14 protein-coding genes and 1 pseudogene are annotated in these 13641 nt (G+C 72.5%); 5 read left to right on the forward strand and 10 right to left on the reverse strand.

Annotated elements, in window-relative coordinates:
- Both IE248_RS38020 and IE248_RS36135 read right to left on the reverse strand, forming a co-directional pair.
- On the reverse strand, positions 1–237 hold a 237-nt coding region (locus IE248_RS38020), incomplete at its 3' end, for a hypothetical protein (protein ID WP_229895788.1).
- Complete coding sequence (locus tag IE248_RS36135) at positions 234–1223, reverse strand: NAD-dependent epimerase/dehydratase family protein (RefSeq protein WP_190033021.1); 990 nt, start codon at positions 1221–1223, stop codon at positions 234–236. The genes IE248_RS36135 and IE248_RS38020, both read right to left, overlap by 4 nt.
- A 274-nt stretch (positions 1224–1497) precedes the next feature.
- On the opposite strand from IE248_RS36135, the gene IE248_RS36140 reads away from it, so the two are divergent.
- On the forward strand, positions 1498–1878 hold the full coding sequence (locus tag IE248_RS36140) for a CPCC family cysteine-rich protein (protein WP_190033022.1): 381 nt from the start codon (positions 1498–1500) through the stop codon (positions 1876–1878).
- Positions 1879–1917: 39 nt separating this feature from the next.
- On the opposite strand, the pseudogene IE248_RS38740 reads toward IE248_RS36140, so the two are convergent.
- The 3 genes and pseudogenes from IE248_RS38740 to IE248_RS36150 form a co-directional block, all read right to left on the reverse strand.
- Positions 1918–2004 (reverse strand): annotated as a pseudogene (locus IE248_RS38740) (ATP-binding protein); the annotation flags it as partial.
- 111 nt (positions 2005–2115) lie between these two features.
- Positions 2116–2550: a hypothetical protein gene (locus IE248_RS36145; protein WP_190033045.1), complete on the reverse strand. Its 435-nt coding sequence runs from the start codon at positions 2548–2550 to the stop codon at positions 2116–2118.
- A 54-nt stretch (positions 2551–2604) separates the two neighbouring features.
- Positions 2605–3432 (reverse strand): hypothetical protein, encoded by an 828-nt coding sequence (locus IE248_RS36150; protein ID WP_190033023.1) that lies wholly within the window; start codon positions 3430–3432, stop codon positions 2605–2607.
- A 596-nt stretch (positions 3433–4028) separates the two neighbouring features.
- Here IE248_RS36150 and IE248_RS36155 point away from each other — a divergent pair.
- On the forward strand, positions 4029–5021 hold the full coding sequence (locus IE248_RS36155) for an AraC-like ligand-binding domain-containing protein (RefSeq protein WP_190033024.1): 993 nt from the start codon (positions 4029–4031) through the stop codon (positions 5019–5021).
- Here the strand turns inward: IE248_RS36155 and IE248_RS36160 are convergent.
- The 5 genes from IE248_RS36160 to IE248_RS36180 all read right to left on the reverse strand — a co-directional run bounded on the left by IE248_RS36160 (position 5002) and on the right by IE248_RS36180 (position 10938).
- Positions 5002–6705 carry a CocE/NonD family hydrolase gene (locus IE248_RS36160; RefSeq protein ID WP_190033025.1) on the reverse strand — a complete coding sequence of 568 codons (1704 nt, stop codon included), beginning with the start codon at positions 6703–6705 and terminating at the stop codon, positions 5002–5004. The genes IE248_RS36155 and IE248_RS36160 overlap by 20 nt on opposite strands.
- A gap of 124 nt (positions 6706–6829) precedes the next feature.
- A complete protein-coding gene (locus IE248_RS36165) occupies positions 6830–7669 on the reverse strand; it encodes an alpha/beta fold hydrolase (protein WP_229895789.1) in 840 nt (279 codons plus the stop codon).
- A 51-nt stretch (positions 7670–7720) separates the two neighbouring features.
- The gene (locus tag IE248_RS36170) at positions 7721–8446 is read right to left on the reverse strand and encodes an alpha/beta fold hydrolase (RefSeq protein WP_190033027.1); all 726 of its coding nucleotides are present in this window, start codon (positions 8444–8446) and stop codon (positions 7721–7723) included.
- 44 nt (positions 8447–8490) lie between these two features.
- Positions 8491–9384, reverse strand: coding sequence for a helix-turn-helix domain-containing protein (locus tag IE248_RS36175; protein WP_190033028.1), 894 nt, complete (start codon positions 9382–9384; stop codon positions 8491–8493).
- Positions 9385–9687: 303 nt separating this feature from the next.
- The gene (locus tag IE248_RS36180; protein WP_073794420.1) at positions 9688–10938 is read right to left on the reverse strand and encodes a PucR family transcriptional regulator; all 1251 of its coding nucleotides are present in this window, start codon (positions 10936–10938) and stop codon (positions 9688–9690) included.
- 289 nt (positions 10939–11227) lie between these two features.
- Between IE248_RS36180 and IE248_RS36185 the strand changes: the two genes are divergently transcribed.
- The 3 genes from IE248_RS36185 to IE248_RS36195 are packed head-to-tail and all read left to right on the forward strand — an operon-like array spanning position 11228 to position 13610.
- Positions 11228–11629, forward strand: coding sequence for a GntR family transcriptional regulator (locus IE248_RS36185; RefSeq protein WP_037789754.1), 402 nt, complete (start codon positions 11228–11230; stop codon positions 11627–11629).
- On the forward strand, positions 11626–12582 hold the full coding sequence (locus tag IE248_RS36190; RefSeq protein WP_190033029.1) for an ABC transporter ATP-binding protein: 957 nt from the start codon (positions 11626–11628) through the stop codon (positions 12580–12582). Before IE248_RS36185 ends, IE248_RS36190 begins: the two co-directional genes overlap by 4 nt.
- Positions 12579–13610 carry an ABC-2 membrane transporter-related protein gene (locus IE248_RS36195; protein ID WP_190033030.1) on the forward strand — a complete coding sequence of 344 codons (1032 nt, stop codon included), beginning with the start codon at positions 12579–12581 and terminating at the stop codon, positions 13608–13610. The genes IE248_RS36190 and IE248_RS36195 overlap by 4 nt, the downstream gene beginning before the upstream one ends.
- Positions 13611–13641 lie beyond the last annotated feature (31 nt).

Below are 13641 nucleotides of genomic sequence, written 5' to 3' on the forward strand. Positions count from 1 at the left end.
GGTGCCGAGTGGGAAGTTCGGCCGAGCGGCGTAGCGGCTGTCGAGCCAGGGTGTAATGGTCGTATCGAAGCTGGCAGCCTTCGGAACAGAGGCCGCGGGCAAGGGTGGGGCGCACCGCCATCGCAGTGCGACGCCGTCCATCGACTGTTCCTCGGTCGGCCGCTGCGCCCCGAGGACATCGACGGCATGTATGTGCCCGACCACACCACGCTCTGTCTGGCGGGCCAGGGGCTTCACCGAGCGAGGGCCTCCAGGAGGGCGCGCTCGCGCTCGGCGCTCAGGCCCGCCCGGCGCGGCCGGGACAAGCCCGCCTCCCGCTCCCAATGCAGGATGTCCCTGAGCATTTCGACCCGGGGGCGATGGCGCAGGCCGGCTGCGACCGCCGCCGCTCCGCTGCGCGCTCCGAACCCTGCCCACTCCCGGTCGGGCATCCACATGGCCAGCGATTCCGGCCCCATGAACCGCTCCACGCCCTGCGCGAGCAGCCAGTCGGGGTCGGCCTCCACGACCGGCCCGGTGTGCCCGCCCACCTCCCGCGACAGGGCGACCCATTCGGCGAATGGCACGACCGGGCCAACCGCGTCGTATGTGCCGGTCGTCCCGTTCTCCGCGCTGTCCAGCAGCCACGCCACAAGGTCCCGGACGTCGATCGCCTGCGTGAGGAGGTCCGGGGAGTCCGGGACCAGCATGGGCGTCAGCGGGTCGCGGGCAGCGCGAGCCACCCAGTAGCCGGTACGGCCGCTCCCGTCGCCGGGACCGGCGATCAGCCCAGCCCTCGCGATCAGCAGCCGGTCCCCTACCGCGGCCGCGGAGGCCTTCTCGCAGGCCGCCTTCGCCTCCCCGTACACCTCACGGCCGGTCTCGGCCTGCTCGGCTGCCGGAAGCAGTGCGGCCGACTCATCCGCGCCCGGCCACGCGTGCTCGGCGTACGCGCTGACCGACGACACGTACGACCAGTGGCGGGCGCGGCCGCCGAGGGCCGCCAGCGCGCTGCGCACGAAACCGGGTTGCCAGGACACCTCCACCACGGCGTCCCAGTCACGGCCCGCCACGGCCTCGTACACCGTCGGGTCGCGCCGGTCGGCGGCCACCAGACGCGCGCCCTCGGCCACCCCTCCGCTCTTCCCGCGGGCAAGGCAGGTCACCTGGTGCCCCCGCCCGTGTGCCTGCCGCGAAAACTCGTGGCCAACCCATGCCGTTCCGCCCAGTACCAAGATCTCCATCAGCCCACTCGACCACGGCAGACGGGTCCGGGTCACGCCCCTTCGCCCAGAGCGGAGCGCCCCGCGAGCACCTCCTCGCCCGTGATCCCCGCGAACGTGCCGCCGGACGCCCAGACCAGCTTCATCGCTGCGTATGGAACCAAGGCGTCGGGGCTGCCTTCACAGCTCACCCGCCCGGAGAGCCGGACGCTGTCCGCGTACTTCTCAGAGTGCTGACAATGCCCTACTGGAATCTCGTTGGGTTCGGGCGCGACTGGCTCTGAAGATGGGAGGCATGCATCTGAGGTACCCCTGTGTGTGCTGCGGCCACCTGACGCTGAACGACGGTCCTGACTCCCATCAGATCTGTCCTGTCTGTTTCTGGGAGGACGACGTCGTGCATGTGCGCTGGCCGGACAGAGCAGGGGGCGCCAACAGGTCGTCGTTGCTCGACGCTCAGCAGGACTTCATCGCAATCGGCGCATGCGAGGGGCGATTCCTGGAGCAGGTGCGACCGCCTGATGGTGATGAGCCGCTGGATCCGAACTGGCGGCCCATCGATCTGTCGAGGGATCGGTTCGAGTCCTGGGCGGCCTCGGTGGCTGCTTGGCCTGACGACCTCACGGTGCTGTACTGGTGGCGATACCGGGACAACGGGTTCTGGCGACGCGGTTGACCATCGAGGCATCTGACCAGGTCAAGCCGCGTTTTCTTCCCGTCCGATGGCGGTGGCCTTCAGCTGTCGGACCATGTCGTCGAGGCTGGTGAAGGAGACGGAGAATCCGGCTCGGCAGGCAGCGACCAAGTGTCCTGCGGGAAGGCCGGCACCGACGTCGAGCGCAACGGCGCGCCCGCCACCGCCGCGGCACACCAGTGTGCCGCGGCGGTGGCGTGACACCCGGTCTGCCCAGGGTCAGGGCAGGTTGACCACACGGTGCGACGCGATGTTGTGGTAGAGCGACTTGCCCGCTCCTGAGCCGCCGGGACCGAAGCTCCAGTCCCGCAGGTCGGGAAGGCCGGCCCCGTTGTAGACCCCGCGCCCGGCGCCGCCGTAGTTGCTGTTGTAGTACACCCAGACGTCGTCGAGGCTGCCCGGGTAGCGCAGGTTCCAGAGCGAGGCGGCGTTGTTCTTGCACTCGCCCCAGGACGCCGCGCTGCCCGACCAGGATCCGCACTCGTTCTGGTACCAGTAGTCGTAGTACGCGTGCAGGCGGCCGGTCGGCGGGTTGGGCACGGCGGCCGTCTGCTCCGCGGGCGGGGAGTCGGCGGCGTGGGCGGTGAAGGGCGTGGCCGTGACGGCCAGTGCGGCAAGTGCCGCGGTGACGAGGACCGTTCGCAAGGACTTCATGGTTCTCCCTCAGCTGATGGTTCGGACGATGGTGTTGCGCGGCAGCGGTCGGGCTCACCGCTCGGCGTCGGCCTCGACGACGGCGCGGGCCCGGGGCAGTGCGTCGAGCCGGAACCGGAGCCAGGCGGTGACGTCGTGGCCGTACTTCTCACGGAGCTCGGTGTCGTACTTCCGGTCGAGCCGCGCGGCGGTCTCCGCGAGGCCCGAGGACCGGGCGCAGCCGGCTTCGGCCACCGCCATGGCGACCTCCCGTTCCCGGGGGAAGGGCCGCTCCGGCGGGGGCAGCGCGGCCCGTGCGGCTGCCGGGTCCTGGAACGCGTACCCGGCGGCGTTCATGCACACGGACCACTTCCGCGTGGCACCGCGGAATTCGCCGTCGGCGATCACCTGCCCGCCCCGCAGGGGCGGCAGCGAGTCGACGGTGACCCGTGCCTGGAACCAGGCCGCCAGGTCGGGGTACAGGCCGCGCTCGGCCTGCGACTGACACCCGTCAGGACTGCGGCTGATCTTCAGCCCGTCCGGCGCCCGGGCGCTCAGCCCGTCCGGCCGGGAGCCGTTGGCCGCCGCGATGGCGGGGGCCCTGCGTTCCTGCGGCAGGCTCCGGAAGTACCGCTCGTTGACCCCCTCGGTGCTGATCTCCTCCCTCTTGCGGTCGAGGTCGCTGCCGTAGCCGTGTCGGCGGGCCCATTCCGGGTCGTCGACGACGTACGGGAAGTCCCGGGCGTCGGGTACCGGCTGTCGGGGCACGGGCTCGTACACGAAGCCGCGGTCCCGCATGCAGTCGCGGAGCAGGATCTGCTCGGCCGTGTGCAGCAGGTCCGCCTCCGGCTCCGTCACCTCGCGCAGCGGCTCCCCGGCAGGGGACGCCGTCCGGTGGGCCACGGCCCGTACCGGTGCCGCGCCGCCGTGCCCCGTGGCGGCGGCCCCGGCCCCGACGATGCCCCCGACGCCCAGGACCGCGGCCGCGAGCAGGATCCGCCGCCGGTATCGGGGGCCTCCCCGGTGTGGCCCAGGTTCCCGGCGCTCGCGCGGTTCTCCTGGCCCGTCCGGCCCTGCCGCCGCTTGCGGCGGCCCTCCGACCACGTCCCCCTCGCTGGACATCTGCCCCACCCCCGGTGCCTTCTTGTGGTCTGCCGCCTTCGCGACATTCGAAAGTCTGCCGCCGCGGACCGGTGCCGGTCATTGGCGTACGGTGCACGCGCCATTGGTCCTCCGTGCACGCGTGGCGGACCCGCCCTGGTGAGAACGCGCCGGACGCGGCGGGGCCCGCCCCGGTCCCCGGAGGCCGACGACGCCTTCCGCTCCGGTGGCCCGCAGGGCGGCTGCCGACGTCCGTCGGCTCCGAGGACTTCTTCCGCCTGCCCGAACCGGGAGGATCCGGATCAAGCCGCGCGGTGCGGAGCCGCATGGACGGCAGGCAGCGCCCTCCCCAGGATTGAGGACCCTCCGCATCGCCCGGCGGAGGCCAGGGGGATTCCATGGGACTGACGGTTTACGACACGGCGGACCTGCCGGCCGAGGACCGGTTCGAATGGTGGCGGGAGGTCGTCAGCCAGGGGGCCGGCGCCACCGACGTGACGAGCGAGGACCGGGCCGGCTTCGCCGGGAGCATGGAGGTGCTGTCGCTGGGGGCTGCGCGGATCGCCACCCTGTCCTACGCGGGCCTGCGCTCGCAGCGCACCGCCCGCCTGATCCGCCGGTCCGACCCGGAGACGTACGAGCTGACGCTGCTGCTCGGCGGCACCATGGGAGTGTCCCAGGCCCGCCAGGAAACCCTCCTGCGGCCCGGGGACTTCAACGTGTGGAGTTCATCGCTCCCCTACGACAGCCAGTCCGCGGGCGAGCCGGACGGATCGGCCCGCGCCGTGGTCCTCCATCTGCCCCGGTCCTTCCTCCCCCTGCCCGCAGCCAAGGTCGACCGGCTGCTCGCACACGGCCTCCCCTCCGGGAGCGGCGTCGCGGCGGTCTTCGCCCGTCACCTCACGTCCGTGGTCCGGGAAGCGCAGTCCCTGACCTCCGTGGACGAGGAGCGCCTCGGCGTCATGACGTGGGACCTGGCGACCGCGTTCGTCGCCCACCACGTCGACGCCGCGGACCGGTTGCCGCCGCACACCCGGCACCAACTGCTTTTGAAGAGGCTCGATCTGTTCATCGAGGACAACCTCGCCGACCCCGCGCTCTCTCCACGCCAGATCGCGGACCGCCACCACATCTCGGTGCGGCTCCTGCACCGGCTCTTCGCGGACCGGAAGGAGACGGTGTCACAGACGATCCGCCGACGCCGGCTGGAGCGCTGCTCGGCCGACCTGGTGGATCCGCGACTCCGGGCCCTGCCCGTGCACGAGGTGGGCAGGCGGTGGGGTTTCACCGACGCGGCTGGCTTCAGCCGTACCTTCCGCGGCGCCTACGGATGGACGCCGGGGGAACACCGGCGCACGCGGCCGGCCGGCTTTATGGCCTCGGCGGGATGACGGGGAGCAGGAGGCGGGCGGGTCGGTCCGGGCCCCAGTGCAGGGTGCAGCTTCCCCGGGTGCGGGTCCTGTAGGACGCGGGGAACTGGCCGGTCAGCGGGTTGCGCGGGGACAGCCAGCGGCCGGCGACGACCAGCCGGAGCTGCTCCCCCGCGCGGAACAGTGTCGAGGAGGCGCCGAGCGCGATGTCGACGGGGACGACCTGCCCCGCCGAGACGGGTTCGCGCACCAGACAGGCCGGCACGGGCTCGAAGGGGCGCGACAGGTCGGCCTCGAGCGCCCGCAGGGCGAGGTTCTGCCACCCGGTGGCGACGCGGTCGCGGCCGTACCCGTAGGAGCCCTCGAACGGGACGAACCGGCCCCCGCTCCATTTCTCGACGCCCACGACGAGATCGAGGTCGTCGGCGTCGTGGAGCTCGACGTACAGCCGCAGCGCCATGGGGCCGGTGAGTTCCGTGTCCTCCCTGACCGTCCAGCCGAACCGGGCGCCTTGCCGGCGGACGTCGAAGGAGAGCGATCCCGGCGCGGGCGGCGGATCGGCGGCGAGGCCCCCGGCGGTGAGGTAGGCGGGCGTCCACCGGGTGCGCTCCAGCGGCCATGACTCCTCGTTACGCACCTCCACCACGTGGTCGGCGCGGTCCCGGACCTCCAGCCGGATGCGGGGCAGCGGCGGTACGTCCCGCCCCTTCAGGTGGCGTTCGAAGAAGCGCAGCTGGGCCGCGCGGGCTTCCTGGTCGTAGAAGACGGCCCACTTGCCACCGCGGTGGGTGTACAGGTGCCGCTCCGCGGAGGAGATCCCCTCGAATCCGGCGAGCGACCCGCGGCTGTGGAGGTTGTTGTCGGAGAAGCTGCCGCAGACCAGCGCGGGCACCTCGATCGCGGACAGGTCGGGGTCGAGGGACCGGTACCAGGCGTCGATCACCGGCCGGCGGGCGCTCTCCCGCCGGAACGAGTAGGTCTGCCGGACCTTCTTCAGTCCGAGGTCCCACAGTCTGAGGAATCCGTTCTCCTCCACGCCGCCGGGGCGCGCCAGCCCTCGGTAGGCGTTCGTGAACCCCTCCCACGGTGCGATCGCCTTCAGCGACGGCGGCCGGGTGGACGCCGCCCGCCACTGCGTGAGCGCCAGGTACGACACGCCGAGCATCCCGACGGCCCCGCTGCTCCACGGCTGGGCCGCGGCCCACTCGATCAGGTCGTGGACGTCCTCGCCCTCCTGGGGCGACAGCAGCGACCCGACGCCGTCGGAGGTGCCCGCGCCCCGGAGGTCGCAGTTCACCACCGCGTAGCCCTGCCCGACCCACCACACCGGGTCGGGTCCCTCCCAGGTCGTGAGCGACGAGAACACCAGGGGGCCGGTCTGGCGCATGACCCGGTAGCGGAAGGACAGCTTGGGACGACCCGAGGCGGTGAACTCGGGGAGGTCGTCCTTCCCGTACGGGTGGGCGAAGAGGATCACCGGCACAGGGGCGCCATCCGGCGGCCGGTGGACGTTGACGCGCAGGACCGTGCCGTCCCGGGTGACGACCGGGCGGTCGTTCTCGACGAGCACCCTGCCCGGCTCCGGGCGGTACACCGAGATGTCCGGCCGCACCATCCCCGCGAGGCGCCCGAGGGCGTACCGGCCCCGTCCCGGCCGGCACCACGGCTTGTCGTGCCCGGCTTCGTCATCGCGGCTACTGCTCATCGAACCGGCTCCCGTACCCCCGAATCCATGATCTGGCACTCAGGACAAACGATGGCAAGGGGCGCAGGCGTCGGCAACTCGGGGCCGCTTCGGTGCGCCGGTCGCCCGCTTGCCGGCGGAGCCGTCAGGGGCGGGTGAGGAACTTCTCCAGGACGGTGTTGAACTCGTCGGGGTTCTCCAGGAACGGGAAGTGCGAGGCGGCCGATTCCCTGGGGAAGACGTGGAGTTCGGCGGCCGGGATGCGTGCGGCAATGTACCTCTGGGAGTGCGGGTCGACGTGGCTGCCCTCGCAGCCGAGGACCAGGGTGGGCCTGTCGATGCGGGGCAGTACGTCGCGCCAGTCCTGCGCGCAGTGGTCGAAGAGCAGGGGGACGCCCGCGTACGCGGGGGTGGATTCGATCTCGTCGGCGACGAAGGCGAGCAGGGCGGCGTCGGTGGTGTCGCCGGTGAACATCGAGCGCACGAACTCCTGCCGGGCCCGGCGGCCGTCGGGTCCGGAGAGGGCGGCGCCGAGGTCGAGCAGTCCGCTGACGTCGAAGATCGCACCGGATTCACGCTGTTCGGTCTCGGTCATCCAGGGCACCGCGGCGACCGCGGCGGGCTGGTCCACGATGACGAGCCGGCGGATGCGGTCGGTGCCGTACTGGTCGATGAAGCTCCACCAGACCGAGGCGCCCATCGACCAGCCCAGTGCGTCGAACGCGGACAGTCCGAGGTGCTCGACCAGTTCGAGGACGTCGCGGGAGAGCCGGGCGATGCGGTAGCCGTGGTGGGGTTTCGCGGAGCGGCCGTGGCCGCGCAGGTCCACCGTTACGACGCGCCGCCCGGCGGAGAGCTCCTCGAACTGGTGGCGGAACATCTCCTGGGTCTGCCCCCAGCCGTGCAGCATGAGCAGGGGCGTCCCCTCACCGCCGCTGTCACGGTAGGCGAGACGGACCCCGTCACCGCTGGTGAAGTCCTCCACGGTCTTCCTTCTTCCTCTTGGTGCTGTGGGTGGGTGGCGCATCGCCGACGCTCACTCCGGGCGGAGCGCGTGGACGGCCCGGATGATGACGTCGGCCACGAGGCCCGGCTGGGAGAGGGTGATCGCGTGGGAGGCGGTCTCCGCCTCCTGGACCGACGCTCCGGCGCGATGAGCGGTGAACCGTTGGATCTCGGGGGGCATCGCCCGGTCGGCGCCGGTGATCAGCGCCCACGTGGGCTTGCTGCGCCAGGCCGCGACCGGAGCGGTGTCGGTGAGGGTGCTCTCGGCGATGGGGCGCTGGATCGCGGCCAGGACCTGCGCGAGGTCCGCTGCGACGTCGGCCGCGAAGACTTCGGGGTAGGCGTCGGCGCGGATGGTGAGCTCCGTGCCCGGGCCCTCGTCGGCGCGGGGACACGGCGAGCGTTGCAGGGAGGCGACCGCCGGCGCGGGGGCGAAGCGGTCCTGGAGGTCCGTATAGCTTTCCCCGGCCTCGGGGAGGTAGGAGGACACGTAGACCAGGCCGAGGATCCTGGCCGCCGCCCCTGCCGCGGTGATCACGGCCCCTCCGTAGGCGTGGCCGACCAGGACCACCGGGCCGTCGATCCGGTCGAGGAAGGCGCTGAGGTAGGCAGCGTCGTACGCGAGGCCGCGCAGCGGGGTGGCGGCGGCGAGGACCGGGACGCGGTGGCGCTGGAGTTCGGCGACGACACCGATCCAGCTGCTGGTGTCGGTGAACCCGCCGTGGACGAGGACGACGCTCGGGACGGTGGTCGGCATTGACGGGGCCTTTCCAGGCGGGGCGGCGTCCGGAGGTTCTTCGGTCACGGCGCGAGGTCCTGGGGACCCGGGCGCGAGGCGTGGGTCTGCCACTGGCTCGGGGAGATGCCGAAGGCGTCGCGGAACACCCGGCTGAAGTGCGCGGCGCTGATGAAGCCCCATCGGTGGGCCACGGCCGCGACGGTGCTGGTACGGATGGGGGTGCGGGCGAGTTCGCGGCGGCACTCCTCCAGCCGTCGGCGCCGTACCCACTGGCCGACCGTCACGCCCTCCTTCTGGAACAGCCTGTGCAGGTACCGCACCGAGATGTGGTGGGCGCGGGCGACTCCCTGCGGTGACAGGCCGGGGTCCATCAGGTTCGCGTCGATGTGGCGGCGGATCCGGGACAGCAGTTCGGCGCGGGTGGCCGGGTGAGGTGCGGTCTCCTTCTCCAGGAGGTCGGTGATGAGGAGGGAGAGCAGGTCGGCGGCGTTGTGGGCGAGCCGGTTCCGGAAGGCGGGGAGTTGGGGGTGCGGTAGGCCCGAGGCGCTTTCCCAGGTGGCGAGTTCCAGCAGGAACCGGGAAGCCAGCGAGCCGATCCCGGTGCTTCCGGGGGCCAGCAGGCCGCCCAGGTGGGCGAGTTCGCCGCGGGCGGGGGCGAGGTAGAAGCGCGGGACGCGGAACCAGAGGAAGGTGCTGGACACGGCGTGCAGGAGGTTCGAGGGCTGGGGCGCGCTGCTGATCAGCAGGTCGCCCGGCTCCAGGGGGGTGTCCACGCCACGGCGCCGGACGAGCGCGGTTCCCTGGCGGTAGACGCCCACGTGCAGGTGGTCGTCGCGGCCGGCTCCGGGGGGCGGCGGCAAGAGGTCTATGCGGGCCGGGCCGCCGCCCGCCTGGGAGCGGGCGCGGGCGGCCGGCCGGCCGGTTTCGGGCATGGCTGTGGTGTCCAGCTGGATCACGGTGATTCCAATCCGGGGATGGGGAGAGCGGCCGGGCGAGCGGGCCCGGACGGGACGTGGCCGAGGAACACGACCCCGATGGCCGATGGTCTTGAACGCGATGCGGCCGTCCGGGCGCCGGCGGGGGCCTGTTGTCGCGCGGGCTGCGGGCTGCGTGCTGCGGCCCTGGTGTGCCTCTGGAAGAAGTCTGCTGCCGGGCCCCCGGCGGCACCACCGACGGCCGTAGGGATTGTCCGGGCCCGCTTCCTCACTCTGTAGCAAGCGTCGGGCGGGAGGGGAACGCCGCAGCTCAGAGCGTACGCATCAGGACACGCGCAGTGGTTCGGAGCCGGCCACCAGCTCGCGGATCCGCAGGCCCAGGTGGAGCAGCAGCCGGTTGACCCCGCTGTCGAGGTCCAGCCCGGTGATCTCCTGGATCTGGCGCAACCGGTAGTAGAGCGAGGTCCGGTGCAGGTTCAGAGCCTCGGCGGTCTTGGGCGCCGAACCGCCGTTCTCCAGGAAGCAGAGCAGCGTCTCCTCCAGCCGCTGGGTGGCGGGATCGTCCAGCAGCCGCCGCAGCGGCCCGGGGACGAGGGACTCGGTCAGCGCGTGCTCGGGGAGCTGCATCAGGACGGCGAACTCACCCAGCGCGTCCCAGTCGCCCACCCTCTCCAGATGTGGCAGCCGCCTCGCCGCCCGCGCGGCGACCCGTGACTGCTCGGCGGAGACCCATGCGGCCGCGAGCCCGGCCCGGCGGCCGCCGATGCCGACCACGGCGTTCACGCGCTCGCCGAGGAAGGTCGCCAGCGCCCCGAGGACGCACCGCGACTGGACGGCGAGCTCCTCCGGACGCGGCTCGCGCTCGAAGGTCTGGAGCAGGACGGCCCGGTCCGCCCCGACCGTCAGGAGGCCGCGCGCGGTGCGCGTGTGCGCATGCGCCTCCAGTGCGCCGCGCAGCGCCGCCGTGACCTGCCCGGGAGGCATCGAGGGGGCCGCCACCAGGACCGTACTGACGACGCAGTGGGCCCGGTCGGGGAGCAGCCCCTGGTCCAGCAGCAGCCCCCGCGCCGTGCTCCGCTCCACCCCGTCGGAGCCGAGCAGTCCCTCCAGCAGCCGGCCCTGGCCGCCGCAGGCCTCTTCTGCCGACACCTGCTCGGCGTACATCTGCGCCGCGACGCCCCGGGTGGCCCGTTCGATGGCGGCGGTCTCGGTGTCGGTCAGCCGCCCGTCCGGGGCGACCACCATGAGGACGCCCAGCAGGTGGCCGCGCTCGCGTAGCGGCACGCAGTAGCGGGGCAGCAGGCCGAGGTCGTCTCTGCCCGCGAGGAATCCGGGCCGGGGCCACCGCATCACGCCCTGCGCCAGGACGTGCCGGATGACCTCGGCGTCCGCAAGACCTTGCAGCAGGGTGCGGATGCGGACCGGGTCCTCGTCCCCGTAGTGACGGCTCGTGCAGATCATCCGGACGAGGTCGTCGTCGAGCACCACCGACCGCTCCAACTCCGCCGCGAGTGCGTCGACGAGCGCCTGTAGGGCATCACTGGCACCGCGTGCCCGCTGGATCGAACCCGTCACGATGAAACTCCCCTGCCTGTCCGTACCGTGCTGAGACCGGGGCCGGGCACCTGTGCGGAGCACCGCCGTAGGACGGCGGCTCAGCGGGCACGTGCAGGACCTGCCGATCAATAGTGATCTTGCCTGGGAGTGCACTCGACCCTCGTAGGTCATTTGACTGTCGGGATGCCACGGTCCCGCCGCCAGCGCGCGTACGACCACCGAAGGGGCTCCGGGGGGGGCTTCTTGACATCCGCGCGCCCCTGGATCCAGTATTCACTAATCAAATAGTGAAAGGGTGTTTGCCGGGATGATCGAATACCGGATCGACCGGCGCAGCGGGGTCGCCACCTACGTGCAGATCGTCCAGCAGACCAAGCAGGCCCTGCGCATGGGCCTGCTGGAGCCGGGCGACAAGCTTCCCGCCGCCCGGGAGGTCGTCGAGGCCACGGCGGTCAACCCGAACACGGTGCTCAAGGCCTACCGGGAACTGGAGCGGGAGGGCCTGGTCGAGGCCCGGCGGGGACTCGGCACCTTCGTGCGCCGGTCGCTCGGAGCCGCGCCGGCCGACTCTCCGCTCAGGGGAGAGCTCGCCGAGTGGGCGGCACGCGCCCGGGCGGCCGGCCTGGAGCGGGACGACGTGGCGGCGCTCTTCGCTGCCGTACTCGACGAGCACTTCGATTCCACCGCAAAGGAACAGGAAAACCGATGACGAGCAGTGCCATCGAGGCGACAGGGCTTGCAAAAACGTTCCGGCGACGCGGAGGGTGGGCCCTGCGTGACTGCACCTTCCAGCTGCCGGCCGGACGTGTCTGTGCGCTCGTGGGGCCCAACGGTGCGGGCAAGTCGACGCTGCTCGCCCTGGCGGCTGGACTGATCGCCCCCAGCGAGGGCTCGGTCACGGTGCTCGGCGGCCACCCGGCACATGTCCGGCCCCGCGTCGGTTTCGTCTCGCAGGACAAGCCGCTGCATCCGCAGCTCACCGTCGCCGAGACGCTCCGCATGGGCGCCGACCTCAACCCCGACAGCTGGGACGCGGCCACAGCGGAGCGGGTCGTGGCGGGCGGCGAGCTGGACCTCGGAGCGCGGGTCCGCTCGCTGTCCGGCGGCCAGCGCACCCGCGTGGCGCTCGCCCTCGCCCTCGCCAAGCGGCCCGAACTGCTGCTGCTGGACGAGCCGATGGCCGCCCTCGACCCGCTGGCCCGGCACGAGCTGATGGGCACCCTCATGGCCACGGCCGCGCAGTACGGCACCACGATCGTGATGTCCTCACACGTGATGGCCGAGCTGGAGGACTCCTGCGACCACCTGCTGCTGATCGGCGACGGCCGTGTGCGCCTGTCGGGCGACACCGACGACCTGCTCGCCGCGCACGCCCTGATCACCGGCCCCGCGCGCGGAGCCGCCGCCCCCGCCGACTTCGACCTGGCCCCGCACACCACGGTGGAATCCCGTGTCACCGGTCGTCAGGTCACCGCCCTCGTCCGCCCCGAGGGGCCGCTGCCCGCCGGCTGGCAGACCAGAGAACTGTCCCTGGAGGACCTGGTTCTCGCCCACCTGCGCAACCCGGCGGCGCCCCCGCTGACCCTCGGCGCCCTTCCCGCCTCCGCTTCGCCCCAGGAGGCGACCTCCGCCTCCGCCATGTCCCAGGAGACGACCGCATGACCGCCCTCGCCCCCACCACTGCCGCGGACACCCGGCACCCCTCCGCCACGCCCCGTCTGACCCGGTGGCTGCTACGGCTGCACCGCCCCGCGCTGTACGTCTGGGCGGGACTCGTGATCGTCCTCTCGGCCGCTCTGCTGTGGCTGGGCGGCCCGCTCACCGATGCCGCCGGGGCGGCGTGGGAGCAGTACAACGCCTGTGGCGAAGCGCCGACCTGCGTCTACGACCAGCCGTCGATCATTCGCTACAAGGACGTCTACTCCGTCACCACCTTCGCCGTCCTCACCGCGCCCTTCCTCGTCGCCGCCTGGGCCGGCGCCACGCTGACCAGCAGGGAGCTGGAGACGGGCACCGCTCAGCTGACCTGGACGCAGTCGGTGTCCCCGGTGCGCTGGCTCACCGTCAGGCTCGCCGCCCCGGCCGCCCTGGTCGCCGCCGGCACCGGTCTTCTGGTCGCTCTGCACCACCTCGCCTGGTCGGCCGGAGAAGGCCGCATCAGGACCGCCAAGTCCTGGTCCGACTTCCCGACCTTCTACGCGGGCGGGATCGTCACCGTCGCCCTGGCCCTCCTGGGCCTCGTCGTCGGAGTGCTGGTCGGCCTGCTGTGGCACCGCTCCCTGCCCGCCCTCGCCACCTCCGTCGCCGCCACGGCCGGCGCGTTCACCCTCGTCAACCTGGCACTGCCGCATCTGTGGCCGAGCGTCACCCGCGTGACCACCCGGACCCAGGGCGCCCCGTCGGGCGGGGGGCTGACGGTCGAACAGGGAATCCTCACCTCCACCGGCGCCCGGCTGCCGGACCCCTACTGCGGCGGCGACGTCTTTCCCGACTGCCGCGCCACGTACGACGGGCTCGACGCGGTCGGCTACTACCACGACTACCACCCCCTCTCCCACTACTGGCCGCTCCAGCTCACCGCGACCGCCCTCACCCTCGCCATCGGCGCGCTGCTGGTCTTCGCCGCGTTCCGCGTGCTGAGGAGCCGTACCGGCGGCGCCCCGCGCCGTGGGCGAACCACCGCCGTGTGAGTGCCGGTCCGGCCCGGCCCAGGGGTCGCTC

Source organism: Streptomyces goshikiensis, from assembly GCF_014650555.1.
Taxonomy (GTDB): domain Bacteria; phylum Actinomycetota; class Actinomycetes; order Streptomycetales; family Streptomycetaceae; genus Streptomyces; species Streptomyces goshikiensis.

Coding starts and splice junctions, on each gene's coding strand:
- IE248_RS36135 (WP_190033021.1), bottom strand. CDS start 1,223: ATGGAGATCTTGGTACTGGGCGGAACGGCATGGGTTGGCCACGAGTTT.
- IE248_RS36140 (WP_190033022.1), top strand. CDS start 1,498: ATGCATCTGAGGTACCCCTGTGTGTGCTGCGGCCACCTGACGCTGAAC.
- IE248_RS36145 (WP_190033045.1), bottom strand. CDS start 2,550: ATGAAGTCCTTGCGAACGGTCCTCGTCACCGCGGCACTTGCCGCACTG.
- IE248_RS36155 (WP_190033024.1), top strand. CDS start 4,029: ATGGGACTGACGGTTTACGACACGGCGGACCTGCCGGCCGAGGACCGG.
- IE248_RS36160 (WP_190033025.1), bottom strand. CDS start 6,705: ATGAGCAGTAGCCGCGATGACGAAGCCGGGCACGACAAGCCGTGGTGC.
- IE248_RS36170 (WP_190033027.1), bottom strand. CDS start 8,446: ATGCCGACCACCGTCCCGAGCGTCGTCCTCGTCCACGGCGGGTTCACC.
- IE248_RS36185 (WP_037789754.1), top strand. CDS start 11,228: ATGATCGAATACCGGATCGACCGGCGCAGCGGGGTCGCCACCTACGTG.
- IE248_RS36190 (WP_190033029.1), top strand. CDS start 11,626: ATGACGAGCAGTGCCATCGAGGCGACAGGGCTTGCAAAAACGTTCCGG.
- IE248_RS36195 (WP_190033030.1), top strand. CDS start 12,579: ATGACCGCCCTCGCCCCCACCACTGCCGCGGACACCCGGCACCCCTCC.